Genomic DNA, 26,258 nt, shown 5'->3' with positions numbered 1-26,258 from the left:
CCCCATAAATAAAATTTTAAATCTTTAGTTAACGCACTACATACACATTGCTTAATTATAAGCAAAATTTAATTCCATTATGATTATTAGAAAAGGATGATCCATGAGTCAAAATGATTTATCTATTATAGTTCCTGTACACAACGAAAAAGAAACGATACCTCTTTTTGTAAAAGCATTGTCTAATGTAGAACTACCGGTTAAAAAAAATATTTTATTCGTTGATGATGGATCAACTGACAATAGTCTAGAAATAATCAAAAAAGAGCAAAAGAAGTCAGCAGACATTCATTACATTTCTTTTTCCAGAAACTTTGGTAAAGAAGGTGCACTATTAGCCGGATTGAAAGCTTCGATTAACTATAAATACGTTTCCGTAATGGATGTTGACTTACAAGATCCGCCCGAATTGTTGCCTATTATGCTTAACAAAATAAAAAATGATCATGTTGATATGGTAGTTGCGAGGAGGTCTAATAGAAAGGATGAGCCTGTTATTAGATCGTTTTTTTCAAATTCTTTTTATTGGTTTATAAATAAAATTAGTAATACGAAATTAGTTTCTGGTGAGCGTGATTTTCGTTTGATGAAAAATAACGTAGTTAGAGCGATTGTTTCTTTATCTGAAAATCAAAGGTTTTCAAAGGGGATATTCGCTTGGGTTGGTTTTAGAAGAAGCTATATCTCGTATCAAAATAAAGATCGTATTGCCGGAAAAAGTTCTTGGTCTTTTATTGATTTATTTAAATATGCAATGGACGGAATAGTAAGCTTTTCTACCTTTCCTTTAACTATCATCACAATTATAGGAATATTTTGCTTTTTCTTATCTATTTTAGCAGCTATCGTAGTAGTGGCTAGATTTTTTATGGGTATACCCAGTGCTTTTGGCTGGGCATCTATGATAACGATTATTTTGTTCTTTAGCGGTGTCCAACTGCTAAGCATAGGTGTGCTCGGTAGGTACATTGCTTCAACTTATCTAGAATCCAAAAAACGTCCTAATTATATAGTTAGAGAAAAGGACATAGAATAATTTTCTTTTATTTTATTAGTAATATAAAATGGTTTAGATAATAAAATATTAAGCTGATTGCACAATAATTGCACAAAACACCTTTAAAACGCCGTTATATAGGCTTCCTACGTGACTGTTCAGGGCAAAACAAGTGTTATATCAAAAACATTGATATAGCGCTTTTTCTTTGCTTAAATGTTGATATGACGGCGTTTCTGGGCTCTTTACAAACATGACCAAACCTGATTAAATATACCAAACAATGCTAAAAGTTGGTACAAAGTTGGTACATTAGAAAATGCCCAGAGAACGATTTTCGATACAGTGATCAATTTTTTTCAGCTTCTTCTTTATAAAAACTTTAAGTTAGACGATCTGATTTTATTTTTATAAAAGAGATCAATTCTTAAATCTGCCGGTTCGATTATTGATTTGTTTTTCAAATTCTTGCTAGTGCAAGTACTGATAAGTGCTCTATTTTATTTTTTTATTTCACTAAATTTAATAAACTAAGACAAGAGACGAACATCGCTGTTTGTCCGTTATGTCTTGCAGCAGACGCTGGTACATCTTTAAAAGCCTAGAGTTGCCGTAATTTGCTTGCCGCTTGTCAATCCTAAGACGTAAAAAAGAATACATTGGACCAGGACACCTTAAACCCATGTACATATTGAGAACGACTATTAATTTAGTCGTTTTGTTTTTTATGAAAAGAAGAGTAGTTATCAATTTTATTAGGGGCGATGATACATTGCACAGCTTGAGATCAGGACAACGCTTTTGAAGATATTTTTTTGAATCAAACGATTACTTTTTTTACAGGGATAAGATTGGTGATGATCGAGCCCTTGCGGCTAGCTTTAAAGAAAACAAATTTATGTATTTAGTTTGACTGAAATATTCAAAAGGACACGATCTTTTTGAAAGGATCTTAATAAATGCGATCTGGACTTTAGTAAATTAACACCAGTTCACGGTCATATTGATATTTTAAAGAACAAGATTCACATGTTGGAATTTTTCCTGAAGCCGTTTCTTTACGATGCCGGATCGTTTATCGATACCATACATACTGTTTAGTTGCGGATTATTTGATCAGATCGGATAGGAAGACGCCGACGATCGTCACCAAAGCTTTCGATGGATCTAACCAAATTATGGAGTCACTGTTAGATGTTTCATCTGCCAGGAAAACGGGTTTAAAAATTAAACGCGGCTTTGATGTCGAAAGAATTATAATTCATAATCGAATGGGTCTAATTAAAATTATTCAATAGCTTACCTTTAACATGGGCACGGCTTGCTGCACATGTGCGCCACGAAAGGTGGCAATTATTTAATTTGCAAAATAGGTATGTTTAGTTTTCCATTGTGTTAATTTTATCCTCAACCAAAAAGAATAGATTCCAAATGTTATTACTGATAGAAATAGCCATACGATCCATTTTCCAAAAAGTTCAATAGCTGTGCCATTAAAAGCCAGTCTGTGGCCATTTATAACAGTGTGTTTTATTTGCCAGTTATAGATCATCGTAAAAGACCATGGATAACATATTCCAAACGTAATGCACGTAACGATTATTCCTAAGATCAGATAGCCGATAAATTGTGCCAATCCGCCATCAAAAAATGATTGTTTTCCATTTTTAACTTCTCTGTATTCTACGGTTTTTGAAGTATTTTCCATTTTATTTTCCCTCGGATTAACGTGAACGCTGCACGTACTAGTTTTTTAGATTCTTATTTCCGCCTGCATACAAAATTATGTTTTTTGTTTTATTTGCAAGTCGTGAAGCTGTTTAATAGCCTCATCGAGTTTTCGATCAATATCGCTGTTGGAAATATCATCTTTAGTCAGCCAACTGGCCAATGCACCAGTAAAGTAGCCGACTAGCCCGATCCCTGTAAACATGAGGATGATATTTACGATCTTAGTTACCATTTTCGTAGCTGCAAAAGGAGATCCGCTGGTCGTGGCAACGCCTAAAGCCCATAATATGCCGTCTAAAAAATTATCATTTTGGTAAAATGCAAACAGTAACCCTGAAATGATCAAGATAATACCAGTGATGATAAAAGTGATATAAACTTTCGTTTCGATGAGGAAATCTTTTGTCTTATGTAAAAATCTCGCCGAGAATGCAAAGATTCGTAGGATACGCAATATTCTAAATGCTGGAAAAGCATTAAAGGGAATGATCGAAATGAGTTCGATAACATGGCTTTTGAAATAATGTGCTTTGTTTTTTGCTAACCGCAACTCAAAAAAATAATCTAAAACAAAGATGATCCAAATTCCCCAATCAAGATAAATAAGAGGCGCTTTTGATGTATCCATAAAAGCTAAGGGAATTGAAATAGCAGCCAGCAGGTACAAAAAAATATTAAATAATTTCTTTTCCATTTCTTCCTCTGCTATTTTAATCTTTAACTTTTCTTCCATCTGGAAAATGAGATATTGAACTAAGAACTGAGAAATCTTTTCCGAACCTTTTAATAGATTGAAAATTATCTATTAAATCCTTAAATAATATGTATCTCAAGCGGTCGTGCAAATGGTGACTATGCATATAATGGGGCCGGCTAAATTGATATAGTACTTTATTTTCTCTTCTTTCCGGAACAACTATGTACAACATCATTTCGTTATTATTAGCAGCTTGGTAAAGATCATCCATTCTATTCATTCCTGACATTATTGAAGTTGATTTTTCTACTTCGAAAGCGGCAACTGTTTTATTTTCTTTTGAAAACCAAATAACATCAATTAATCCTATGGTTTCTTGTAAATGATGAGGCAGGGAAGCAATGTCCTTTGGCAAACTGGGTAAAGAATAATCACCCAATCTAAATCCTTTATATGTTCGATTATGATCATTTGAAGCTATCCAAGCGTGATAGCCAATGTTATTTCCAATTTCGGCGAGAATGTATTGGATTCTTTGATGGAGGTTTTTTATTTCTTGTTCCTCTAATTTTTCATCGATTTTTCTTTTGGTTCCGCTTATTTGTTCTTTCGTTACTAATTCAATATTCTCTCTGATGACATAATTTCCCTTTCCGATATCAAACAAAAGCCCTGAAATAGCGCCTAAATCTTTAGAAAATAATCCTCCTGCTTGATTAAGTTCTATAATTCCGTCTCTTAATTTGAAATATTCTGACCATTTTCCTAGTTTAATTTTTGAATTTGTCAAAAAATTATATCCTTTAACTATGCTTGTGTTGAATGGTGGAAAAATATCGGGTTTTAAAAAGTAAAGAATATTAGCAACTGCTGGACCAAGACCTTTTATATTGTGTTTATCTAGTTCTTCGACAGCCATCAGCATCTTAATTTCTTGATTAGTATTTATTACCTGATTAAGCATGTCAGCAAAAGCGATCTGATTATCCCTATTTTCATAGATGTCGGGTATTCTCATTTTTGGTTTCCACATAAAAGCATGCTTAGCGCCCTTAAATATTTCTTGTTGTTCACAGATTATGTCCATAACTTCTTCTAATGCAGATCCGTGTAGATCTCTAGGGAAACTAGCTTCTCTAATTGTTGAAATTATTTTTTTCGTTCCTTTTTTAACCTTATTGAAAGCTCTTAAACGATCCTCGCTATGAATGTACCAATTCTGATAAAGCAATTCAGGTTTCTGCATATATTGGTCAATTATGTCTTTTAAATAAGTAATATCCATTTTTTATCCTTAAATTTGATATTTTTTTGAATATACATTTAATAAATTCATCATTTAATTCGCAAGTTCCGAACTAGAAGTTTCCTACAACTATCACAGATGGTTCGTTATTTTCTATTTGGGTATTTGTATACTGAAAAGGCCTTGTTCAGGATCGTAGCTATCGGTTTCAAATCTCAAAAATTGTTAAATTTACGTCATTTCTTCGTCAACCTGTTATAGTTGCTGGATTTACTTTTAATCTTCTTGCTATTTCAGCCTGTAAGAAGTTTGATTCTTCAATTGCTTTTCTTAATTGAAGTCTGAAAATATCCTTGTTTATCATAAGTTAATTGTATCTATATGTTGGCAAAACGGAAATGAATATTTCGCTATCTTCTATAACGTTAAAGAACGTTAAAGAACGTTAAAGCTAGCAATAAAAAGAGTTTTCCTCAAAATAATGTTATAAAAATTGTTAATATTTTAGAAATACCTCCTAAATATTTTTAATCAAACAATTAAAGAACCACAAACAAATCGAACTGGCTTTGGCATTCTTAAAGCCGGTAGCTGATTATGGTATTCTAGCTGCGCAAAAACTGGGTGCTGTAGATTATCTGGAAGGGCAGGCCAAAAGAACATTGCCATTTCAAAAGCTCAAGATAAATTACAGCAATTAGGTTTTGACAAAGCTGATGAGAACCTGTTAGCCACTGCTATCAAGACCCAATATCTGGCTATCGCCGATGAACTCAATCGTTCAATTCCGCAGGTAACTAAAGAACAGGCTGATCATGCAGCTAAAACAGGCACAGTTAAAACAAGAACAAGACGCAGCCAAAGCTAAAGCTGATGCACTGGCAGCTGCACAGACTGATTTAAAGAACGCTCAAAACAAGGTTATTGAGTTAAGTTAGTAAATTAATTGTGTTCTTCTATTAGCTTAAAAAAGTGATTTAATTGTTCTTATAATGGCAGATCAAAAGACGAAACTTAATAAGACAAAAATTATAAAACAGTATTACTATCGAATGTATATTTCGGTTCATCAACAGAAAAAGGGAAAGGAACAAGATATAGAAGGTTTTTTCGATTTTTTGGGTTTTCTTGCAGCTTTTTCCAGGAAACCAAATCAAGAGAGGAATATTCAAGACCAGGATACGGGAAATATTGTTAGACTTGATTATTTTAAAAGTGATGCGGAAAATGCAAATTTATTAAGAATTCACTTTGAAAAATTGAATGCTGCACCTAATGAATATATATCTAAGGTTACTAAATTATCTGATAGTTTGGAACAGTATAATGTCCCATTAAATGCTGATGAATATTTAACTGATGACTTATCTGGGATTTTCGACGAAACAAATTATGTTCTAACTTTACAAAAAAATATTTCCTGTTTATCAGAATCAGCTATTTCAGCTTATTTAAGTTATATGACAAATGAACTGCTTTCCTCAGAATATTCAGAGGCAGTTGTTAAGTTAGAGCCTATCTTTGACCAAAATGTTTTTTCTACAGCTTCTCATGGAAAACTATACAAAAAAATTTCCTTTAAAACTGCGAACACCTATAGAAAGGCAAAAGGAAAGATTTTTAAAGCTTTCAACAATCCTGTTTTACAAAGCTTAAAGTCGGTTAATGATTATTTTGATGGACTTAATATAGAGGTGACGGTAACCCCTGCATCTAAAACCACTGATTCAGCCGGATACCTTGATACTGAGAATATGATTAAAATGCTTTCTTAAATTCACCAAAATAGCGACGGGTTTAAGACTGCCAAAGTAGATGTCGTTGATGATACTAACGGGTTTAAGGAATCGTTAAATCTTTTTAATGCACTTATTTACAATCAACAAGTAATTGATTTGAAGCCCGAAACAAATTCTTCAGCTGAAAATAATATTAATGGATCGAAGGAAACATCAGAGAACCAATCTAAGACAATTTTAAAGAGGCACATTAATCCACAAGCTATTTTAGCTGAAATGACTATTAAATACCAAGAAAATAAGGATACTATTGACAATAACATTAATAACGATGGGGGCTCTATTGTTAAGTCATTTAAACAAAAAATGGATCAATAAATAATTCAGTAGAAAAAGGAGGAACGATTATGAAAAACAAATTGATAGACTGTTTTCATATTATTTGGCGGTCAGCTTTATTTTCTATTTGTTTTTCCGTGTTTTTAGTTTTTGTTCTAAAATTTAGTAACAAAACAAATGGTTTTGAGGACGTTTTGAATTCTATTATTCAGTATTCTTCCGTGATAATAGGATTCTATAGCGCACTTTATGGGGTACTAATTGTATCAAAGAGTTCTGTTGCTTTTGAAATTATCAAAAAAAATAATCAAGTAGGACAGTTTATTTGCGAACTCAGGTTCTCGCTTTTCTCTAGTTTTTTGACATTAATATTTTCTGTTGTTATGCAGGTATTGAGGCATAATCGCGAAATAATATTTTATTTTATGGGCCATACTTTCGACTTTCTTCCCTTGATTTTTTTTGCTGGAATTTATGTGTAGGATTTCTATTGTTTGCCACATATGAAACAATCAGTATGTTATTAACAATTATTTCTTTGTATTTTAGCAATGATGAAAGTACCAATCAAATTGGACCAACGATCAAAGAAGAACAAGACAATAAAAATGAGATTAGTGAAGAATTAAAAAAAATCAATCAACCTAAAGAATGATGCTTTATATATAGCGTTCGTTAGCTAACGAATTCTTTCTTAAATTTATTATATGATTCAAGTAACACTATTGTAACTAAAGTTTCGGGTAACTAAAGATTTATAGAGTACCCTCGATGACGTTCGGGAGTGTTTTTTGTATATATTTCTGTTTACCCCCCTATAATTAAAAATGGTTCATAGAAAGTGGATTAAGTTTTTTGGAGAGAGAATGAAAAGAAAAAAAGTATATTGATTATTGGAATTATAGTGAGCATTGTTGTCATTGCTTGTTTTTTTATTCTGCCAGCAATCAATGGACCACATTACGATTTGACCTACACACAGGCAGAAACCAGACTAAACGCCGGAAAATCAATTGACGATAAAGTAGTAAAAATCAAAATTGAAAGGGTTGAGAATAAGACTACTTTGGGACAAAATATTCAAGCAGGTAAACACTTAAATTTTTACCCAGAGTCTCAACAATATGGTTTGAAAAAGGGTGATATTGTGTTTTTTAAAGTCAAAGCAGCGAAATCTATTTTTAATTCTTGGCTAATTTCTGGCAATGTCAATAAATAAAAGATTAGTAAGAAGCCGTTTTGTTGGAATCGTAATTGCCTGCCATACTCAATCGAAAAGAGTATTGGATTTCATTTGATAAAATTACGAGTTACAAAACAATTTAATAAATAGACAAAAAAACGCCCACTGGCTATATGCTGGTGGGTGTTTTTTTGTATAAAGAATTAGAATTGGACCATGTCTTATAAAAGTGATTTAAAAAAAATAAGTAAATTAATAGAAAAAACAAAACAAGACCACAAAATAGTATTTTATGATTATGAATTACCCTTTAAAGTTCAACGTCTTGATTTATTGAAATCCAAAGGACTAATAAAAATAGAATATAGACAAAAAGATAAGGATTTAGATTGTACGGCTTTTAAGGTGTCGTTAACAGATAAAGGAAAGACTTATAAACAGGATTTAAAGGAAGCCACACGAAAAAAAAGAAACGCTGGTATCATTTCTTTTATATTGGCAGTTATAACTTCAGTTGCTGCTTCTCTTATTTTGCAATTACTTCATTAAGTAATTTTTTTATACTTAAATATTAAATTATAAAGTAAAATGTTTGATCGTCAATATATTATTAATAACTTTCTGGAAATAAAAAATATAATTTGCCACATGTTTGCCACATATATCCTTTAAAGCCTTGATATATATGGATTTTATAGTCCGAGAGGGGGCACTAAGTGCGAATTTGTTGTCTTTGGGAACTACTGCCGTAATGGCGGCTTTTATTTGCACAATAATTGCACAACGGCAACTTATAAGCGCTGGACATTACAGGGTTCGGACCCCCTGACCTCTGCCATGCGAAGCCATTTCAGGCGTTATATCAAAAACATCGATACAGCGCTTTTTCTTTACCAAAATGCCTATATATCAGCGTTTACGAACTATTTCAAAACATGACTAAACCTGATTAAATCCACCAAACAATGTAAAAAGTTGGTACAAGCGGTACAAAGGCGGCAGCTCAAAAATACTCGCAACCTTAACCGCCTTGTCCTTTCATCTAATAGCCGCGTTGGCCGACATAGCTTTTTACATCACTTGGAGCATATTAGCCAACAAAATCAATGTATTTTTAAGTGTTATAATTAAACCCGTTAGTTGACTCACATAATAAATAAGTTAAATAAAGCTAGCCGAATGTCTCAGGATTGAGGTACTATATGGAGTTTCGGTGCTGATGCTTTCCTCTTTGGGAGCGATAATAAGCACCGATCTTAAGATGATATTTTTTACGATTCACCATTTAATGGTGTTTTTTTATTTTTTAAAAACATTTTGTTTAATATCACATGGGTAATAAATAAATTACATATTTTGAAAAAATGGACAAAAATAGTTTAGAAATGAAAGAATTTTTTTCCGGCAGACCGACCGACCAAATTGCAAAAGACCTTTTAGGCAGAGAGCTGATCAGATATTCTAAAAAAGGACCGATTAGCGGATATATCGTTGAAACGGAAGCTTACCTAGGTCAGAATGATTCGGCTGCACATGCATTTAAAGGACGAAAAACAGTGTCTAATGCACCTCTTTATGGACAAGCAGGAACTATTTATATTTACACCTTGCGCGGTCATTTCTTGTTTGATGTCGTTACACAAGACCCCGATGTCCCTCAAGGAGTTTTGATCAGGGCCGTTGAACCGCATAAGGGGATTCATTTGATGGAAGAAAACCGTCGGAAAAAAGGTTTTGAATTAAGCAACGGTCCTGGTAAGGTCATGCAGGCTTTTGGCATTCATGACAGTAAAATGAATTTTCTTTTTCTAAGTGACGAAACTATCCAAATCGGCATTCATGATAAACGCGGAATTGATCACATTGGCAGCGGACCCCGGATAGGTGTTAGCCATAGAGGGAGTTCAACATTTTTGCCGCTTAGATTTTTTGTCAAAGGAAATCCTTATGTTTCTCAAACGAATAAATCGGATATAACTAAAAATCACGGTTGGAGTGAATAAATTTTTAAGATTATTATTTTCGTTTAATTTAACTTGTTTATATTAAATAAGGGCAGTAATGGCAAACCGAGGAAATATGAAGTATATAGTTCCCTTATGTTATTCGTGGACCTTTTCAGTACTATTTATTTTATCGATCAATTTTTTTGATTTTATTGGCTTAAAAAGTACTGTAGTATTTATTTTTTTAATTTCGGTCTTTATTTTTTTAATTTTTTTGCTTTTATATTTCGCGGACCATCAGGTTCGGATCAGAAAACAAAAAAACGCAAAAAACAATACTTTGCTTTGATCGACCAGACTAAAAACTGATCATTTTAGTTCAAAGGTTGTTTTTTCGTCGTCTAAATGCGCAATCAAATGTTTGCTTGGCTCTGGATCAAAAATTCCTAAGTCTATCAAGACACTGCCGTTTTCATAGTCTTTTATATCTACCAAACGATCATACAGCATCTGTTTGAAAGCCTTGATGATCGTGGAATGCCGATCAGTTTTTTTTACGGCCGCCGCCAGGGTGAATCCTTCATCTTGAAATTTTTTTATTATAGCAACTCTAAAAACAGTTTCATAAGGGAATTTTTTTTGCTTGTCATCGGAATCGCTTCTTATATATCCCTTTTCCAGCCAATATCTTAATTGGGTGGCGGAAACACCAGTAGCATCGGCTAGATCGGTAATGCCTATCTTTATACCATTTTTTTTAATGATAGAGCGCACCATGTTTCGAAGGTTTATTACTTGATTTAATTGATTAGTTTCTTCGCTCATTTTTTTCTCTTTCTTAATTAAATCCTATTTTATCATGATATCATTATTAAAATTCTTAGAATAAATATTATTTTTTTGCCATTAACAATAAAAAAATTTACAACTGCCTTACAAAGAGTTATACTCAATAAGTTTCTAATTTTTAATAAGGAGTTGTTCATGCCTGAGGCAATCGATAATAAAGGTAAAAAATATAACCGGACTATGCTTATAACAGTCCTTTTGATCGGTACTTTCTGTACTGTTTTGAATCAAACGATTTTAGCAACCGCTTTTCCTGCTTTAATGAAAGCTTTTAGTATATCTACTTCTACAGTTCAGTGGCTAACGACTGGCTTTTTGATGGTAAACGGGATCATGATTCCGGTATCTGCCTGGCTTGCTAACAGGTTCAATTCAAAGTGGCTTTACATTTCGGCAATGATTATTTTTGAAGTAGGTACTATTTTGGCTTGGATATCGCCAAGCTATGCCGTTTTGCTTGCCGGACGTTTAGTTCAAGCAGTCGGGGTCGGAATTTCAATGCCGCTGCTTCAAAATATAATGCTGTCTATTTTTCCATCTAACCAGCGTGGATCGGCTATGGGAATGGCTGGAGTTGTGATCGGTGTTGCTCCTGCGATCGGTCCAACTCTTTCTGGATGGGTGATCGACAGTTTCCAATGGCGCGATCTGTTCGGTATGATCGTACCGATCGTTGCTTTGGTAATAATTTTGGCGATCTTTTATATGAAACCGGTCATTAAAACCAGCAAGCCTAAATTGGACTGGCTGTCGCTTTCTTTCTCGACGATCGGTTTTGGCTCATTGCTATATGGTTTCTCTTCGGTCGGTGATAACGGATGGACTTCCAGGACCGTCTTGGCCACTTTGATAGTCGGCGTTGTTTTCATTATTTTGTTTATATGGAGACAAATAAAGATGGAGAAGCCTTTCTTGCAGCTCAAAGTTTTTCTTTCCAAGGACTTTACGATCGCGACTATCTTGAGTTCGGTCGTAATGGTCGCGATGGTTGGTGTTGAAATGATCGTCCCTCTTTATTTGCAGATCATCCACGGCATGAGTGCGCTTGATTCAGGATTGACTCTGCTTCCCGGTGCCTTGATGATGGCTGTGATGAGTCCGATAACCGGAAGAGCTTTTGATCGCATCGGTGCCAAGAGGTTATCTATTGCTGGCCTATTCTTGTTGACAGTGGGAACTTTTCCTTTTTTGATGATAACAAGAGATACGCCGATAATTTATATAGTTTTGTTATATGCACTCAGACTATTCGGTATTTCAATGGTAATGATGCCTGCGACGACTGCCGGAATGAATGCCTTGCCTGCCAATCTTATTTCGCATGGTACCGCTGTTAACAATACTGTTCGTCAAGTAGCGAGTTCTATTGGCACGGCCGTTTTAGTCTCTGTTTTGTCAAATGTTACCAAAAATCAAATGCCGTCTAATGATCTTTTAAAGCAAGCACCTCTTGAATATAGATCAAGAACATTTATGGCTACGATGTCGGGATATAGAGCAGCCTTTTGGATAGCTATTGCTTTTTCTATTATTGCCTTAATAATCGCTTTCTTTTTGAAAAACGGTATTGTTTATTCGAATAAGAAAACTGTTAAAGCAAGTACTTCATTAAAAAATCAAAATATTTCACAGGAGGAAAGGGCTTGATGATAATTTTTATCGTAGCTTTATCGGCGATAGCTTTTTTTGCAAGCTTGATATATGTCGACCATCAAAGGGAAAGAATCGTTTTGGCCTTGCTTTCCGGGGCAGTCTTGCTCTTATCTCTGGCTGCTGTCACAGCTAATTTTCATGATCATTTTGGTATGAAAAAAGTAACGACTGTATCTTCAAAAAGAATATATTCTGTTGGCCGCTCTAATGCTTTCCAAATGATTTTGTATCAACCGCTTGGTTCTAGCGGATCTGAACAGGTTTATCTATATAAAAATAGTTCTAGTTCAAAGAAAATCAAGCATACACAAGCTAGCGAATTTACGCAAAATAAAGTCGTAGCCGTCGATTCCGACAAGGCCCGGATCCAAAAAAAAGAAGTACGCTGGCAATATAGATCAGAACTTTCTAGAGTCCTTTTTGCCTGGTCAGGAATCAACGGACAGCTGGTTTCAAGAAAAAATACTTTTTATATTCCAAAAAGGTGGTTTAGACTGACCACCTCTCAAGCCAGTTTGCTTCAAAAGAAACTTGATCCTAAACAGCTGCAGCAGCAAGGAAGAATTTTCGTTGAAAATCGATTAAAGGAAGCCGTCGGTAAAGATCCCTCATTGATTTCAAATAAGCAGGCACAAGCTTCTTTGACGAAAAAATATTCTGCTGAATTTCAAAGACAAGCGGTAAATAATTTACTGAAAAAAAATAAATGATCTAAATATATGGAAGCCGTAAGGCTTTCTTTTTTTTATCTTATTATTGGTAAAATTGAATTTGGTTATAGAAGGAGAGGGGATATATGACAAGTTTGCTGGTTTTTTTGGGACTCTTATTGATTTTAAGCAGCTTTTTTAAAAAAATTTTAGAAAGGTTCAGAATAAAAAAATCTTGGTTGATAATTTTAGGCTTAGTCTTTTTAGTTAGTTCTGCCTTTGTATCTCCTAATAGTCAAAAAGCTGTTAATGATGATCATTCTAAAACGGTAAAAAACGAGGCCGGCAGTAAAAAAGGAACTAAAGAAAAACCGACTAGATTTAAAAACCAGCAGACCGCTGCCTCCGTATCTTCTCAAAGTTCTTTTAAATCATCTTCTAGTTCCAGTTCATCTGCTTCTTCTAAAAATTTTATCTCTGATCAGAATCATGGTTTTTCGGGATTTCAACAATACCCGCTTTCTTTTTTGGGCAAACGTCAGTTGATTTTAGCACCTAATGATGGTCTCGGCCGGGCAAGGGATGCTCATATTCAATTAAAAAATAATGATGAGCCCGTTAAAAAAAGAGATCCGTATCTGACTTTTGATCCTGTTGGATGGCATAATTATCGTTTTTTATATCGGGATGATAATGGTCAGATAAAAAAAGCTTGGTTGATGAATAGAGGACATTTGGTTGGTTACCAATTTTCGGGCTTAAACGATGAATCGCGAAATTTGGTACCAGAAACTGCCTGGCTGAACGCAGGTGATTTTAGCGGTATGAATGAAAGTAATCCTGACTCAATGCTCTATTATGAAAATAGGTTGGATAATTGGCTTGCTCTTCATCCTGATTATTATTTGGATTATCAAGTTACACCGCTTTATTCTGGCAATGAACTGATACCTCGCCAAATAAGATTAGCCTATGTCGGTGTCGATCAAGCGGGCAGACATATAACTATCAGTATAAATCCTTCTAAAGAACATCAAGGAAATGGAGATTCTGAAATCGTTTATCTGGATAACGTTAGTCCTAATGCACAGATCGACTATTTAACAGGGCGGGCGGCTGCTCTTTTGAATAGCAATGATAGACAAGGCCAAGCTATAAAAAGTTCTTCGTCCTTTTCTTCGCCAACTATAAATAAAAACACTGATCGGACCGTTTTCGTTGCTTCGCATGGCCGTTCTAATGTCTATTGGTATAATGAAAATTCAATGCCAAGCAGCACTAATAAAAATAATGTCATAACTATGACTGAACAGCAGGCCTTAAACCAAGGGAAATACCATTCAAAAGAAGAGGCACAGCCCTGATTTACAATGATTAAAACTTATTTCATTCAATTTTTAATTTTTTTGTTAGTTATCGATCTGAGTTTTTTAATCAGCTTTATCTTTCTTTTTATAAAAAAACAGCTTTCAAGGCGGATGCTTATTTTTATGTATTTCTTTGCTTGGTCGCTGGCCGTTCTTACTTTTATTTTGATTTTTTTATTTTTGTTTTAAAGCTTAAATTATGAAATTTTATTTTAAACACAATTTGCTTATTTTCTTTATCGGTTTCTCTTTCTTTTTGATTTTAAATTTCCAAATCTATCAAAAAGCTCAAGCTGCTGTTTTAAGGCCGGTAGTCAACGCGAAGGCCGCGATCGTTGTTGATGAAAGAACTGGACAGATATTAGCAGAAAAAAACATTGATCAGCGGTATCCGATCGCATCTATCACAAAATTGTTGACTGCCTATCAATTATTGGATAAATTAAAAAGAAATCATCAAAATTTAAATGATTATATCAAAATAGATCCTCAAACAGCTTGGTTAAGCCATGACGCTATGGTTGCCAACATACCGCTTCAAGCTGGAAGGTATTATAAGATATCTGATCTTTTGACTTATAGCATGTTAGCTTCCGCGAACGGAGCAGCTGATGCTTTGGCTGTTTTTACTAACGGCAGTATTGCAAAAAGTGATCTTAAAACTTCTCTATTGCTTAATTCTTGGGGCATTAAAAATACCCATATTTTTTCACCTAATGGGCTGCCCAATGGATTGATGGGACCTTTTGCAGATAATAGATTTTCTCCGGCAAGCGAAAATCTATTATCTGCACGCGAGGTAGCTGTCTTGAGCTGCAAACTTCTGAATAAATTTCCGTATATCAGGACAGTAAGCAGCCGGAAAGAATTTTTAATAAACAATGGTTACGAAAAACTTATCATGAGAAACATCAGTCTTCCAAAAGAGGAAATAGATCCGCGTTATGCTTTTACCGGTCTAAAAACCGGATCTGCCTTATCTATAGGCGGAAACTTCGTTGGTGAAAGTAAAATAAAAGGGCGCAGAGTCGTTACAGTAGTTTTAGGCAGCGGTTCTTTTAATGATTTTTCAACCAGATTTATCGAGAGCACGAGAATATTACGACAAGTTGATAAAAAAATGCATTTGACCGAATTTAATTCGAAAAATCAAGATATCAAATTCTTAAGATCGGCCAGTTTTAAAGGCATCGTTCATACCAAAGCCGACCATCAGAAAAATTTCTTTTTTACTGATTTAGATCAGCCTAAAATATACGAATATTTGCATGTTTTTAAGAACAATAAATCTTTTCCGGCAAAAAAGAATAGTGCTCTTGCTGAAGAAATATTTAGACCTGCCGACAGTTCTTCGGAGGATTTTCTAAATAGAAAAGGAATTATCGTTTTATTGAAAAATTCTAAGAGAATCCAAAAAGCTTCTAAAGCAACTATATACTGGCGCGAATTTTTGTATGGAAAAGAGTATAAGCACTGATAGCTTTAGACTAATTTCCCTTTGTTAATTTGTCTAATTTTTTAACTAATTCTGGACAACCGTATTTTCTAATTATATTTGAATATTTCAATAAATTTTCTTTTTTTGAAAAATCAGGAAAATAATTGTCAGTTTTTTTATTATTATCAAAAGATAAAGAGAAAAAATCGACTAAATCATAGTACGCTAACGTTTTGTTTAAATCGGAAGGATCGAAGTTGACCTTTCCTTTTTTGTCGATTATGTGTTCCATAACTTAAACTTAAACAAAAGTTATTGTTTTATTATTATCAAAATTTACATTTTATTAGGAAATCATGTATTTTGTTTCATTTTTTAAATTAATTTCCCTATATGCTAACCATCGATAGTATTTATACAAAGCTGCAAACTTTCCGGTGTAATTTTTTTGCCAAGGTTTGTCGCGCCCGCAAAAATGAAGAAAAACAGTATTTTCAGCGATCCAGTCAAGGTTTATGTTTCCGCCATTAAGCAGCTTATAAGCACCAAAAAAACGAGTATCGTAATTATAATAAATATCTGGAATTGATTTTATTTTGTCGCCATATAAAGCATTTAAAATGTCTTGATCCGGTAAGAATAGTTGTAAGCTATTTTGATTTATAAAATTATAGATATCGGATAAATGTACCTCTTCTCTGATTTTATTCAAGTTCATCAAAAGGACGCCTGAATTGAAATAATTTTCTGCATCATAATTGCCAAGACGTATTTTATTAAAAGTATTGCCTATTCTAATGCTTTCAGTGTGGCTTGCCGCTACATATAACTTATCTTGAAAATCAATATTATATAATTTATCAAAAGAATTCAGGCATAAAAGATCACAGTCTAAGTAAAGTATTCTGTCGATCGTTGCTGGTAAAAAGTTCTGTGCGACTAATCGATAATAGATCATCTGCGGATATCTTGATGTTTTTGGTGCATGGGAAAAGGTCGTTGAAGGTACTTGAATGATTTCTAATTTCATTGAAATTTGCGAGCAGAAATCATTTAATTTTTTAAAGGCATAAAGGCTTCCTTTATCATCGGTCAACAAGTAAATAATGAAATCTTTATTTTTGTTATTTTCTCTGATAGAAAATAAAACTGTTTCTAATTGTCTTATATAATTTTTTGTAATTGAAAAAAGTAAATTCATAATAATCTTTTTTAGAAACTATTTGTATTACCTAATAATTGTAAAGTTAAAAAGATAATAAAAAAAGCCTAATCAATAGACTGTTCCTTGATATGGCTGATAAACGATTCCGTCAAAATCAAAATTTGCTAGTTCGTCGATCGTGATCACTTTTGTTGCCCCCATTGCCGGCATTAAATTAACAGGCTTATTTTCACCAGCAGGGACGACCAAAACGACTGGTTTTTTCGCTGCATAAGCAAATCCTGTTTCCCAAGTTATACCTTCGTCTGGATATTCCGGCAAATACATCGCAACGACGATATCGCTGGTTATTATTCCGTTTACATCGCCGTTAAAGGTACCCAGCTGCCATTCAGTATCAGTCAGCAATTCTGGCTTATCGGTTACTAATAGGCCCTTATATTGGTGATCTAGCGGATAATAGGAATGTTTCCAATCAACAGTTTTGTTGCTTTGGATAAGATCCATTCCTTTTTTCATATAATTGGTTTGCTCATCATTGAACCAAGAGCAGGCAAAGTAGACTTTATTCATATTTGACCCTCCTTTTTAAAATAGCTGCAGCTATTCGTTTCGAAAATACAACAGCTTTTAAATTATAACCCGCTTTTACTGACTAAAAAACAAGTTTAATAAAAAAAGAAAAAACCGACTTAGGCCGGTTTTATCGAAAAACAATATTTTATTGATCAAATCAAGCTTCATCATACCAAGGGAAGTGGAAGGCCTGATCAAAAGGCTTATCTACACGTTGGTAAGTATGAGCACCGAAGTAATCACGTTGTGCTTGCAAAAGATTTGCTGGTAATACTTCTGAACGATATGAATCAAAATAACTGATAGCAGCGGAGAAGGCAGGAACTGGAACACCTGCTTTAACGGCTAATGCTACTACATCTCTGACATCGTCTTGATACTTATTAGAAATGTCTTTGAAGTAATCATCCATTAATAAGTTATTCAAATCTGGCTTTTTGTCGTAAGCATCAGTGATATTTTGTAAGAACTGTGCACGAATAATGCAGCCAGCACGCCAGATTTGAGCCAGCTTGCCATAATCAAAGTCCCAATTGTATTGCTTTGCAGCAAAACGCAATTGTTCAAATCCTTGTGCGTAAGACATGATCTTTGAGAAGTACAAAGCACGACGGATCTTTTCGATCAATTCTTTTTTGTCTTCTGGCAGATCGGCTTTCTTTGCAGGTCCGTTAAGAACTTTAGAAGCAGCGACACGTTCGTCTTTCATCATTGAGATGTAACGAGCATAAACGGCTTCAGTGATAACTGATTGTGGAACCTGAACTTCCAAAGCATCAGCTGAAGACCAGCGGCCGGTACCTTTATTGTTTCCGCGATCAAGAATCATGTCAACGATTGGTTTGCCTGAACCAAGATCATCTTTTCTTGTCAAAATATCAGCAGTGATTTCGATAAGGTATGAGTTTAATTCACCCTTGTTCCAATCCTTGAAAGTGTCAGCCATTTCATCAACAGAAAGTCCGAGGACATTTCTCATAATGTTATAACTTTCATCGATCAATTCTTCATCACCGTATTCGATACCATTATGAACCATCTTTACATAATGGCCGGCACCGTTTTCTCCACAGAAGGTAACACATGGTTTGCCATCTTGAGATGCTTTGGCTGCGATCTGTTCGAAAATCGGTTTAACTAATTCGTAAGCTTCTTTTTGGCCGCCAGGCATAAGGGAAGGACCATGCAAAGCTCCTAATTCTCCACCGGAAACCCCAGTTCCGATGAAATTGATGCCAGAATCTGCCAAACGGGCGTTTCTAGCGATCGTGTCTTTGAAGAAGGTGTTTCCACCATCGATCAGGATATCTCCCTTATCTAGTAATGGGATCAATTCGTTGATCACGGCATCAGTGCCGGCACCAGCTTTGACCATCAACATGATCCGACGAGGTTTATTGATCGATTTAACAAAGTCCTCGATATTGTAAGAAGGGATCAGCTTCTTATCGGAATGTTTTGACATTACGTCATCGGTTTTTGAACGAGACCGGTTAAAAATCGCTACCGTATAGCCGCGGCTTTCTACGTTTAAAGCAAGGTTGCGGCCCATAACGGCCATTCCAACAACACCAAAATCTGCTTGAGTCATAAGTTTCCTTTCAAATTAAATTATTTGTGAAAATTGCTAGCTTTTTCACAATTACCCTTTAATTATATCCCAAAAAATATGATCTGAAACGTGATTGTGATTTTGTTTTTATTTTTTATATCGGTGTAAATAGTTAAAAGGCGCCGCCTCCGCCTCCGCCGCCTCCGCCGGAGAAACCGCCACCGGAAGAAAAACCGCCTCCGCCACCGCTCCAATTACCCGGTCCGGATGTCGGCGAAGGAACAGATTGACTGGATATATTGGAGTCTATATCCCAAAGAGGATAGTAATAAAAGCCGAATAAGAGCGGACTAGTCGCTTTGATTTGGTCTTCGCTGAGGTTGGATCTGAGATATTGAGCAACTTTTTTAGCTTGACCGAAGATAACTGCATAAGCTAAAATACGATCCCATATTTTGACTTCGGATAGTTCTTTTTTATCAAACTTTCCGATTTCTTTGAGCATTTTTTCAAATCCTTGCCATCGGTATCTTTCTTGAAAACCGTCTTCTGTGTAATAAAGAGTCGGTGCTTTTTTAAAAAATAAGAAAACGGCTATAGATGCGGTCAAATATATGCCGAACAAGATAAAAGCGATCAAGGTTTGAAGAATAAAACAAGCTGTCAGCGCAAAGATCGATCCAAGAACTATCAAACAGAAAAATAATGAATGAGCAGAGTTCAAGGATTTTTTTGCCTGGCTGCTTAGATTCTGCTCAACTATCTGCCTATTGGCAGAGCTTTCTTTTATTAAATCAAGGAAAGCTGACAGGTTTGCACGTATTCTTTGATTGATCGATGAGTCCGCTGATTTTAATTTTTTTGCCTGGAAATCCTTCTTTTTATCGGGAAAAAATATTGATATCAATTTACTTTCAAATGGAAGCAAATTATCATCGTTTGTTAAAGCAAATATCAGATTTTTGGACTTTATGTCAGCAGAATCTTTTATCGATATTTTTTTTCGGGCGATCAGATCCATAAAAGTTGCGGATATCAAACGGCTTTTTTGAAGATCGCTTTTATCAAAACCGTCGGGATCCAAACGATTTGCGATTATTGCTGGCCCCAAGTCATTCGGTATTTCAAAATCAAATACGGCCGGTCGATCGACTCCTGATTGCTGCTTGGCAAGCCGGTAATCTTTTTTTAATCTTAAATTATTCTTTATCAGTAAATATGCTGCAGCAATGAATATAAGGGGAACAAGTATTGAAATCGTCAATAATGCAGCTCCTGCCATTATGTTAGAACGAAAAGTTATTGCTCTTTCTTGTTTTATGATCTGCGCAGCCCGCTGATCGTCTTTATGCAGGGGAGGATAATTCGTAACCTGCTTATTCCAAAAGCTGTGTACTTCCAATCGCTTTTCAGCTGAAATATTTTGTGAATATATTTTTATCAAACCTTTCTTTTTATTAACTGAAATATGTCCAGGCTGGTTACGATCAGTGTGGACCCAGGCTCGAAGTTCTTTTGCAGCAGCAGGCAATTTTATGCTCATATCGAAGTTATGGATATCTGTTTGCCAGTTAGATATTGGAAGCCAATTCAATTCATCTATTTTCGTGTTTGCCGCTACAAGATTATTAAAGCGCCATATGAGTCTTAGCCTTATTTTTTGTCCCGGATAAACCTTATGAAAAAATTTTACTTGTTTAGAAGCATTTGCATTGTTTGAATTTATTTGGGCATAAAAAGGAAAATTCTGATAATTTGTTTGGTCAGATCCCTTAACGGCCCAAATTTGCGGCGAACTATTCGTTTCTAATGGTGATAATTCGTTCCATTTTTTGCTCTGATAGTCATAAGCTGACAAAGCGGCTAGTTGGATGGAAAAACCATTTTCACTTTTGTCACTAGAATTTTGGTCAACAAAAACACCGTTATGTTCGCCATTGAAGGAGAAGGTAATATCTTGAGAAAAGGTGCTTTCGTTCTTGTTTCTCTCCAATGCTAAATTGCTTTTGTAACTTTCTATTCGATAATCTGCAGCAGCTGCCTTCTTATTTCCAAATGGAATGGATAGAAAAGACAAAAAAACCGTTATTAAAACGGCCGCAAAGAAAAGGATCGATCTCTTTAAATTGATTTTTTTCATGATTTAAAATCTACTTTTGGTGCTGATTTTTCACTTTCGTCTGTTTTCAATAATTCAAAGGCTTTGAAATTAAAAGTATTGGCGATCAAGTTGGCAGGGAATTGTTCGATCTCTGTATTGAAATCAGCTGACGTTGAGTTGAAAAGCTGTCTTGTATAAGAAATTTTGTCTTCGGTATTTGACAGCTCGTTCATAAGCTGGGTAAAGTTAGTGCTGGCTTTCAGGTCTGGATAAGCTTCTGCGACGGCTATAAGCCTATTCAAAGCACCGGTCAATCGATCAGCAGCAGCTAATTTATCTTGCAGATCACTGTTCTTATCCAATGTTGTTTGACTTAGATTACGAGCTTCAGTAACTTGTTGAAAAACACCTTTTTCGTGGGCAGCATATCCTTTAACTGTTTCGACCAGGTTAGGTATCAAATCATTTCTACGTTTCAGTTGCACATCTATAGCAGAAGAGGCAGCGAGCACATTATTTTTGCTTCGCACTAAATTATTGTAAGTAATGACTATGTATATCACTACTAAAACGATCAGGATTAAAATTATTATTGACCAAAGCGGCATATATCCTCCAATACCTTAATTTTAACATGCTAGCTGCCTTGTTTTAGGTAATTTTCAATAGATACTAAGGCCCTTGATAAAATTTTTTCCGATTGAGCACAAGATATTCTGACATAATCAGATGCAGTACTGGAGAAGATAGCACCAGGAAAAATCTGAACGCGAGCTTTTTGAGCTAGATCAATGCAAAATTCAAATGATTTTCCTATGAATCGTTTTGGAACTTTTGCCCAGACGTAAAAAGCCCCGTCCGGCATCTCGGCGCTGAATCCCAGTTGGTTCAGCTTGTCAACTACTAATTTTATTCTCTTGAAATATTCTTTGCGTGTTCTCTTACCGGCGTCAGGATCGTATTTTACAGCAAAAGCCGCTGCGTCTTGAATAGGTGTTGGCAAACAAGTTAAAAAAGTATCTTGGATCTTGCGCATGGCTAAAGCCACTTCTCCTTTGGCAATAGCAAAACCGATCCGGTATCCAGTCATGGAATGTGATTTTGATAATCCGGTTATCAAAATCGTTTGATCAGGTATCAAAGGGTAAAGAGAGTGATGTTTTTGCCTGTAACTTTGCTCGGCATATATTTCATCTGACAGCACCCAAAGATTTAATTTCTCAAAAATACTTGCTAGTTCTTTAAGCTCGTCTAAACTATAACTTTTCCCAGTTGGATTGTTCGGGAAATTGAGGATTATCGCGACTGGTTTGATCCCTTTATCCAAAGCGGTTTGATAATTTTTTTCAACTAAAGCAGGTGTTAATTTAAAATTATTTGAAATCGTGTCAACTGGTATTTTTTGACCGCCGGCTAAAGCGACTGAGGTCGAATATTGAGAATATTCTGGTTCGATGATCATTATGCCGTCGTTTTTATCGACGATGCTTAATAAAGCAAGATTAATGGCTTCAGCGGCACCGCCAGTTACCAGTATTTCGTTAGGATCTTCTATTTTACAATCATACTTTTGATCATAATAATCCATAGCTGCCTTTCTTAATTGAAAAGTTCCCTGCCCGTCGGCATAATGTGAATGATCTTCATTTATTGATTTTATAAAAGCCTCTTTTGTATTTTTGGCCACTGCAAAATCGGGATCGCCGAAACCTAAGTCGATCAAATTATCGACTTTGCCGACTTGGTCCATAAAATCAAGCATCGGATCGTGGGGAATGCTTTCAACTCGCTTGCTTAACGCTTTTAAACTTTTAATCATATTTTTCTACCTTTAGTCTGATATTCTTCCACTTTTGTTAATGGTCGGTCAAGCATTTTGCATTTTAATTCAAATCATTTTCTGTATTTAAAAGAAAAAACAATTTTATGCTGATCATTATTAAATAGGTAATTGTCTATAAATGTTAAAATATTCGAGATGGATTTGGTAACTAATTTAAATAAAGAAAATCTTTCAGGAGACCGCATTGGTGTATTCTTTGGAACTTTTGCTCCGCTGCACGTTGGTCATCAGGCTGAAATATATAAAGCCGCTGCTTTAAATGATGGAGTTCTGGTCGTAACATCGGGCTACAGCGGTGATCGGGGCGATAAGATCGGACTTCCGCTGGGTCAGCGTTTTCGCTACCTCCGACAAGCTTTTGCCGATGAATGGCAGATCAAAGTTGATTATTTAAATGAAGACGATATTCCTAAAATGCCTGAAGGATGGGATGTTTGGCTGGAAAGACTGATTTCGATAATCAAAAAAAACATTAAAAATCCGGACGCAAAAATAACTTTTTATACCGGCGAGCAGGATTATAAAGATGAGCTAGAAAAACGCCTTTCCGATAATAACTCTCAATTTTCTGTTTCGTTGATGGATCGGACTATTCTGAATATTTCGGCAACAAAAATACGTAATAATCCTCTAAAATATTGGGATTACATCAATCGAGTTTTTCGACGTCATTTTGTTCAAAAAGTAGTCGTGATGGGTTCATCTAATTCTGGAAAATCTACTTTGATCAGGAGACTGGCTCGTTCGGCTAATTCTCCATTTTCAAGTGATTTTGCTGCGATCTACCAAGAGAAAGCCAACGTTGATGATTCCGAAATGGATATAAAAGACTATGCCAATATGATCCAGGGGCAGTATGCAGCTAATTCCGCCGAGATAAATTCACCGGCTAATAACGGTTTGGCGATTTTTAATGGGGATGCAATATCTTTGCAGGCCTATTCTAATTTGCTGCTTAAAGATTCCGAAAGGAAGCAGCTTGAATATTTATACAGCACGACGATCAAAGCTGAAGAAATAGACCTTATCCTTTTGATACCGCCGTTTAAAGATCCAAAAAGACGGATCGTTCGTCCCACTGGCGCTGCTATCGATCCCGATTCATATTATTCAGAATTGCTAAGACTGATCAAACATTACGGTTTTTCCAGTCGTCTAGTTGTTTTAGATGCTAAAAATCAGCCTAATGATCCGGCTGGATATTATGCGCGCTTTCTCCAAGCTTTAGACGCGATCGAAGAACACACTGATTTTGATATTGAGCATCATCATGATTATAAAAAATGAATTTAAATGATCATTTTGGTCTGGAAGGGGATATATGGCAGTTAAATTAAGTGCAAAAGAGATCAGCAGAATTTTAGATAAAGCCGGGGTGCTGGTCAAAGAACCGAAGGGAACAGATCATCTTTTTGATAGTTTATCTTTTGACAGCAGGAAAGTTAATGATCCTAATACTTTGTTTGTGATCAAAGGGGCTTTTAAAGACAGTTATATAGATGATAAGAAAAAGAATTTGATCACTGCATTTGTCGGAGAAAAAGAACGATTAGCATCATCATTTAGTGATGTCCCTAGTTGGATCGTCAGCGATGCACAAATCGCTTTAGCGGCATTGTCAGCAGCTTATTTTGGTTATCCGCAAAAAGATCTGACGATACTTGGGATCACCGGTACAAAAGGCAAAACAAGTTCGGCTTATATGGCCTATGCCTTAATGGATCATTTAACTGATCATAAAACTGCACTTTTTTCTACGATCGACACGATCATAAATGCAAATATTCATTTCAAAAGCGAATTAACGACACCTGAATCTTTTGAACTATTTAAAAATATGCGTCTTGCTTTAGATAACGGTATTCGCTATTTGGTAATGGAAGTCAGCTCTCAATCATATTTAAAAAAACGTGTTTTCGGTATTCATTTTAAAGTCGGATCTTTTTTGAATATCAGTCCTGATCATATTGGTATCAACGAACATCCGACTTTTGCCGACTATTTGGCACATAAAAAGATGCTAGCCGAAAATTCTGACATTTTCGTTTCTAATATAGATGACGACCATGGGCAAGAGTTCATTGATCATGCGCATACTTTTGGAGCTGAGAATGTTTCAATATCTTCAAAAAATAAATCGGCCGATGTTTTTTTCGATATTCATCAAGCTGACTTGGATCATTCTATTTTTTCTATCTATGGCCTCGGCTATCATAAAGAACGATTTGCTTTGGACATTCCGGGTGATTTTAATATTTATAATGCAGTCAATGCGATCGCGATGGTTAAAAAAGCCGGATTTAGTCCGGAAAAAGCTAAGAAACAATTAGATGAATTAGAAATACCCGGCAGGATGGTCAAATTATCCAGCAAAAAACACGGCTTGATCATCGTCGATTATGCTCACAATGGCCAATCAGTGACAAAACTGTTAGAATTTTTGCGAACACAGCATAGAAAGGGCAGGATCATCATTGTACTTGGGTCGCCCGGCGATAAAGGTGAAGACCGGCGCCAGCAATTCGGTCAGGTGATCAGCAGATTCGCGGATAAAGCAATTTTGACTACGGACGATCCCGGTACCGAGGATCCGCATAAAATAAATGATCAGATCAGGTCGGCGATCTCCAATCCTGATGTTGAGCTTTCTGAACAGCTGGATCGTACTAAAGCGATAGAAGAAGCTATCAAAAGTGCCGGTCCTTCTGATTTAGTTGTTTTGGCAGCTAAGGGGGATGATGCTTTTCAAAAAACTAATCATCAAAACCTTCCCTATCTAGGTGATCGTAAAGTTGCTATAAAAGTTTTGTCCAAATTGGAATAAATTTGTTATAATTGCACGGTTAAGGAGAAAATATGCCATTAAAACCAAGTGAATTAGCTGAGCAAAACTCAAAATTTAAAATAGGTGATACTTTATTAGCTGAACCCTATGGCGGCTTGCAGCATCCGATCACAGGTCGGATCGAACGTGTTTACGAGCATTCTCTTTTGATCGAAATCATAGATAGCCAAAAAGATGATCAAGTTATGGTCACTGAAATGAACAATCGAGCTGTTGTACCTATGGATTCTGTTGAAGTTATCGATCATGCCGATGATTCTAAGCAAAAAAAAGAAGAGAAAAAGAAATAGTTGTTTCATAAAATAATCTTTATCAGCTGCCTTTTTGGCAGTTTTTATTTA

At 35.3% G+C, this 26,258-nt stretch carries 24 protein-coding genes; 14 read left to right on the top strand and 10 right to left on the bottom strand.

The features are described 5' to 3' along the window. Positions 1-103: 103 nt before the first annotated feature. Positions 104-1,036 carry a glycosyltransferase family 2 protein gene (locus tag ACKP2L_RS04975; RefSeq protein ID WP_439424765.1) on the top strand — a complete coding sequence of 311 codons (933 nt, stop codon included), beginning with the start codon at positions 104-106 and terminating at the stop codon, positions 1,034-1,036. A gap of 1,318 nt (positions 1,037-2,354) precedes the next feature. On the opposite strand, the gene ACKP2L_RS04970 is transcribed toward ACKP2L_RS04975, so the two are convergent. The 3 genes from ACKP2L_RS04970 to ACKP2L_RS04960 form a co-directional block, all read right to left on the bottom strand. Then, complete coding sequence (locus tag ACKP2L_RS04970; protein ID WP_439424764.1) at positions 2,355-2,705, bottom strand: DUF898 family protein; 351 nt, start codon at positions 2,703-2,705, stop codon at positions 2,355-2,357. A 75-nt stretch (positions 2,706-2,780) separates the two neighbouring features. Then, positions 2,781-3,422, bottom strand: coding sequence for an ion channel (locus ACKP2L_RS04965; protein WP_439424763.1), 642 nt, complete (start codon positions 3,420-3,422; stop codon positions 2,781-2,783). Positions 3,423-3,438: 16 nt separating this feature from the next. Continuing rightward, complete coding sequence (locus ACKP2L_RS04960) at positions 3,439-4,671, bottom strand: type II restriction endonuclease (RefSeq protein ID WP_439426207.1); 1,233 nt, start codon at positions 4,669-4,671, stop codon at positions 3,439-3,441. 815 nt (positions 4,672-5,486) lie between these two features. Between ACKP2L_RS04960 and ACKP2L_RS04955 the strand changes: the two genes are divergently transcribed. The 6 genes from ACKP2L_RS04955 to ACKP2L_RS04930 all read left to right on the top strand — a co-directional run bounded on the left by ACKP2L_RS04955 (position 5,487) and on the right by ACKP2L_RS04930 (position 9,935). Then, positions 5,487-5,609 (top strand): hypothetical protein, encoded by a 123-nt coding sequence (locus ACKP2L_RS04955; RefSeq protein ID WP_439424762.1) that lies wholly within the window; start codon positions 5,487-5,489, stop codon positions 5,607-5,609. Positions 5,610-5,663: 54 nt separating this feature from the next. Next, the gene (locus tag ACKP2L_RS04950) at positions 5,664-6,446 is read left to right on the top strand and encodes a DUF6731 family protein (RefSeq protein ID WP_439424761.1); all 783 of its coding nucleotides are present in this window, start codon (positions 5,664-5,666) and stop codon (positions 6,444-6,446) included. Between the two features lie 793 nt (positions 6,447-7,239). Next, positions 7,240-7,404 carry a hypothetical protein gene (locus ACKP2L_RS04945; RefSeq protein ID WP_439424760.1) on the top strand — a complete coding sequence of 55 codons (165 nt, stop codon included), beginning with the start codon at positions 7,240-7,242 and terminating at the stop codon, positions 7,402-7,404. 231 nt (positions 7,405-7,635) lie between these two features. After that, positions 7,636-7,968: a hypothetical protein gene (locus ACKP2L_RS04940; RefSeq protein ID WP_439424759.1), complete on the top strand. Its 333-nt coding sequence runs from the start codon at positions 7,636-7,638 to the stop codon at positions 7,966-7,968. 180 nt (positions 7,969-8,148) lie between these two features. Then, positions 8,149-8,481 carry a hypothetical protein gene (locus tag ACKP2L_RS04935; protein ID WP_439424758.1) on the top strand — a complete coding sequence of 111 codons (333 nt, stop codon included), beginning with the start codon at positions 8,149-8,151 and terminating at the stop codon, positions 8,479-8,481. An 815-nt stretch (positions 8,482-9,296) separates the two neighbouring features. Beyond that, a complete protein-coding gene (locus tag ACKP2L_RS04930) occupies positions 9,297-9,935 on the top strand; it encodes a DNA-3-methyladenine glycosylase (protein ID WP_439424757.1) in 639 nt (212 codons plus the stop codon). Positions 9,936-10,247: 312 nt separating this feature from the next. Here the strand turns inward: ACKP2L_RS04930 and ACKP2L_RS04925 are convergent, their stop codons facing one another. Next, positions 10,248-10,703: a MerR family transcriptional regulator gene (locus ACKP2L_RS04925; RefSeq protein WP_439424756.1), complete on the bottom strand. Its 456-nt coding sequence runs from the start codon at positions 10,701-10,703 to the stop codon at positions 10,248-10,250. Between the two features lie 159 nt (positions 10,704-10,862). Between ACKP2L_RS04925 and ACKP2L_RS04920 the strand changes: the two genes are divergently transcribed. From ACKP2L_RS04920 to ACKP2L_RS04905, 4 genes are all read left to right on the top strand, one after another. Then, on the top strand, positions 10,863-12,374 hold the full coding sequence (locus ACKP2L_RS04920; protein ID WP_439424755.1) for an MDR family MFS transporter: 1,512 nt from the start codon (positions 10,863-10,865) through the stop codon (positions 12,372-12,374). Then, complete coding sequence (locus ACKP2L_RS04915; protein ID WP_439426206.1) at positions 12,374-13,090, top strand: DUF4811 domain-containing protein; 717 nt, start codon at positions 12,374-12,376, stop codon at positions 13,088-13,090. Before ACKP2L_RS04920 ends, ACKP2L_RS04915 begins: the two co-directional genes overlap by 1 nt. Positions 13,091-13,176: 86 nt before the next feature. Continuing rightward, positions 13,177-14,394 (top strand): DNA/RNA non-specific endonuclease, encoded by a 1,218-nt coding sequence (locus ACKP2L_RS04910; RefSeq protein ID WP_439424754.1) that lies wholly within the window; start codon positions 13,177-13,179, stop codon positions 14,392-14,394. 202 nt (positions 14,395-14,596) lie between these two features. Beyond that, on the top strand, positions 14,597-15,874 hold the full coding sequence (locus ACKP2L_RS04905; protein WP_439424753.1) for a D-alanyl-D-alanine carboxypeptidase family protein: 1,278 nt from the start codon (positions 14,597-14,599) through the stop codon (positions 15,872-15,874). 307 nt (positions 15,875-16,181) lie between these two features. Here the strand turns inward: ACKP2L_RS04905 and ACKP2L_RS04900 are convergent, their stop codons facing one another. The 6 genes from ACKP2L_RS04900 to ACKP2L_RS04875 form a co-directional block, all read right to left on the bottom strand. Beyond that, a complete protein-coding gene (locus ACKP2L_RS04900; RefSeq protein WP_439424752.1) occupies positions 16,182-17,036 on the bottom strand; it encodes a glycosyltransferase family 8 protein in 855 nt (284 codons plus the stop codon). A gap of 72 nt (positions 17,037-17,108) precedes the next feature. Further along, entirely contained in the window at positions 17,109-17,573 is a 465-nt protein-coding gene (locus ACKP2L_RS04895; protein ID WP_439424751.1) for a nucleoside 2-deoxyribosyltransferase, read from the bottom strand. Positions 17,574-17,733: 160 nt separating this feature from the next. After that, the gene (gene gndA / locus ACKP2L_RS04890; protein ID WP_439424750.1) at positions 17,734-19,167 is read right to left on the bottom strand and encodes an NADP-dependent phosphogluconate dehydrogenase; all 1,434 of its coding nucleotides are present in this window, start codon (positions 19,165-19,167) and stop codon (positions 17,734-17,736) included. A 133-nt stretch (positions 19,168-19,300) separates the two neighbouring features. Beyond that, positions 19,301-21,268, bottom strand: coding sequence for a DUF2207 family protein (locus tag ACKP2L_RS04885; RefSeq protein ID WP_439424749.1), 1,968 nt, complete (start codon positions 21,266-21,268; stop codon positions 19,301-19,303). After that, on the bottom strand, positions 21,265-21,837 hold the full coding sequence (locus ACKP2L_RS04880; protein WP_439424748.1) for a LemA family protein: 573 nt from the start codon (positions 21,835-21,837) through the stop codon (positions 21,265-21,267). The genes ACKP2L_RS04885 and ACKP2L_RS04880 overlap by 4 nt, the downstream gene beginning before the upstream one ends. Before the next feature lie 29 nt (positions 21,838-21,866). After that, positions 21,867-23,048, bottom strand: a complete 1,182-nt coding sequence (locus ACKP2L_RS04875) for a pyridoxal phosphate-dependent aminotransferase (protein ID WP_439424747.1) — start codon at positions 23,046-23,048, stop codon at positions 21,867-21,869. A 159-nt stretch (positions 23,049-23,207) separates the two neighbouring features. Between ACKP2L_RS04875 and ACKP2L_RS04870 the strand changes: the two genes are divergently transcribed. The 3 genes from ACKP2L_RS04870 to ACKP2L_RS04860 are packed head-to-tail and all read left to right on the top strand — an operon-like array spanning position 23,208 to position 26,207. Next, a complete protein-coding gene (locus tag ACKP2L_RS04870; protein ID WP_439426205.1) occupies positions 23,208-24,359 on the top strand; it encodes an AAA family ATPase in 1,152 nt (383 codons plus the stop codon). Between the two features lie 34 nt (positions 24,360-24,393). Beyond that, positions 24,394-25,896: a UDP-N-acetylmuramoyl-L-alanyl-D-glutamate--2,6-diaminopimelate ligase gene (locus ACKP2L_RS04865; protein ID WP_439424746.1), complete on the top strand. Its 1,503-nt coding sequence runs from the start codon at positions 24,394-24,396 to the stop codon at positions 25,894-25,896. A gap of 32 nt (positions 25,897-25,928) precedes the next feature. Next, on the top strand, positions 25,929-26,207 hold the full coding sequence (locus ACKP2L_RS04860) for a hypothetical protein (RefSeq protein ID WP_439424745.1): 279 nt from the start codon (positions 25,929-25,931) through the stop codon (positions 26,205-26,207). The last annotated feature ends 51 nt before the right edge of the window (positions 26,208-26,258 follow it).

The sequence above is a fragment of the Oenococcus alcoholitolerans genome (assembly GCF_051852995.1).
In the GTDB taxonomy this organism is placed as follows: Bacteria; Bacillota; Bacilli; order Lactobacillales; family Lactobacillaceae; genus Oenococcus; species Oenococcus alcoholitolerans.
Note: the sequence above shows the minus strand (reverse complement) of the source record. Positions and strands in the feature narration are given on the sequence as shown.

What these genes read in the sequence shown, in the direction of transcription:
- ACKP2L_RS04965 (WP_439424763.1), bottom strand. Translation starts at nt 3,422, where the DNA reads ATGGAAAAGAAATTATTTAATATTTTTTTGTACCTGCTGGCTGCTATT.
- ACKP2L_RS04870 (WP_439426205.1), top strand. Translation starts at nt 23,208, where the DNA reads ATGGATTTGGTAACTAATTTAAATAAAGAAAATCTTTCAGGAGACCGC.
- ACKP2L_RS04915 (WP_439426206.1), top strand. Translation starts at nt 12,374, where the DNA reads ATGATAATTTTTATCGTAGCTTTATCGGCGATAGCTTTTTTTGCAAGC.
- ACKP2L_RS04925 (WP_439424756.1), bottom strand. Translation starts at nt 10,703, where the DNA reads ATGAGCGAAGAAACTAATCAATTAAATCAAGTAATAAACCTTCGAAAC.
- ACKP2L_RS04975 (WP_439424765.1), top strand. Translation starts at nt 104, where the DNA reads ATGAGTCAAAATGATTTATCTATTATAGTTCCTGTACACAACGAAAAA.
- ACKP2L_RS04910 (WP_439424754.1), top strand. Translation starts at nt 13,177, where the DNA reads ATGACAAGTTTGCTGGTTTTTTTGGGACTCTTATTGATTTTAAGCAGC.
- ACKP2L_RS04920 (WP_439424755.1), top strand. Translation starts at nt 10,863, where the DNA reads ATGCCTGAGGCAATCGATAATAAAGGTAAAAAATATAACCGGACTATG.
- ACKP2L_RS04935 (WP_439424758.1), top strand. Translation starts at nt 8,149, where the DNA reads ATGTCTTATAAAAGTGATTTAAAAAAAATAAGTAAATTAATAGAAAAA.
- ACKP2L_RS04880 (WP_439424748.1), bottom strand. Translation starts at nt 21,837, where the DNA reads ATGCCGCTTTGGTCAATAATAATTTTAATCCTGATCGTTTTAGTAGTG.
- ACKP2L_RS04900 (WP_439424752.1), bottom strand. Translation starts at nt 17,036, where the DNA reads ATGAATTTACTTTTTTCAATTACAAAAAATTATATAAGACAATTAGAA.
- ACKP2L_RS04875 (WP_439424747.1), bottom strand. Translation starts at nt 23,048, where the DNA reads ATGATTAAAAGTTTAAAAGCGTTAAGCAAGCGAGTTGAAAGCATTCCC.
- ACKP2L_RS04950 (WP_439424761.1), top strand. Translation starts at nt 5,664, where the DNA reads ATGGCAGATCAAAAGACGAAACTTAATAAGACAAAAATTATAAAACAG.
- ACKP2L_RS04895 (WP_439424751.1), bottom strand. Translation starts at nt 17,573, where the DNA reads ATGAATAAAGTCTACTTTGCCTGCTCTTGGTTCAATGATGAGCAAACC.
- ACKP2L_RS04970 (WP_439424764.1), bottom strand. Translation starts at nt 2,705, where the DNA reads ATGGAAAATACTTCAAAAACCGTAGAATACAGAGAAGTTAAAAATGGA.
- ACKP2L_RS04955 (WP_439424762.1), top strand. Translation starts at nt 5,487, where the DNA reads ATGCAGCTAAAACAGGCACAGTTAAAACAAGAACAAGACGCAGCCAAA.
- ACKP2L_RS04885 (WP_439424749.1), bottom strand. Translation starts at nt 21,268, where the DNA reads ATGAAAAAAATCAATTTAAAGAGATCGATCCTTTTCTTTGCGGCCGTT.
- ACKP2L_RS04930 (WP_439424757.1), top strand. Translation starts at nt 9,297, where the DNA reads ATGGACAAAAATAGTTTAGAAATGAAAGAATTTTTTTCCGGCAGACCG.
- gndA (WP_439424750.1), bottom strand. Translation starts at nt 19,167, where the DNA reads ATGACTCAAGCAGATTTTGGTGTTGTTGGAATGGCCGTTATGGGCCGC.
- ACKP2L_RS04865 (WP_439424746.1), top strand. Translation starts at nt 24,394, where the DNA reads ATGGCAGTTAAATTAAGTGCAAAAGAGATCAGCAGAATTTTAGATAAA.
- ACKP2L_RS04905 (WP_439424753.1), top strand. Translation starts at nt 14,597, where the DNA reads ATGAAATTTTATTTTAAACACAATTTGCTTATTTTCTTTATCGGTTTC.
- ACKP2L_RS04960 (WP_439426207.1), bottom strand. Translation starts at nt 4,671, where the DNA reads ATGCAGAAACCTGAATTGCTTTATCAGAATTGGTACATTCATAGCGAG.
- ACKP2L_RS04860 (WP_439424745.1), top strand. Translation starts at nt 25,929, where the DNA reads ATGCCATTAAAACCAAGTGAATTAGCTGAGCAAAACTCAAAATTTAAA.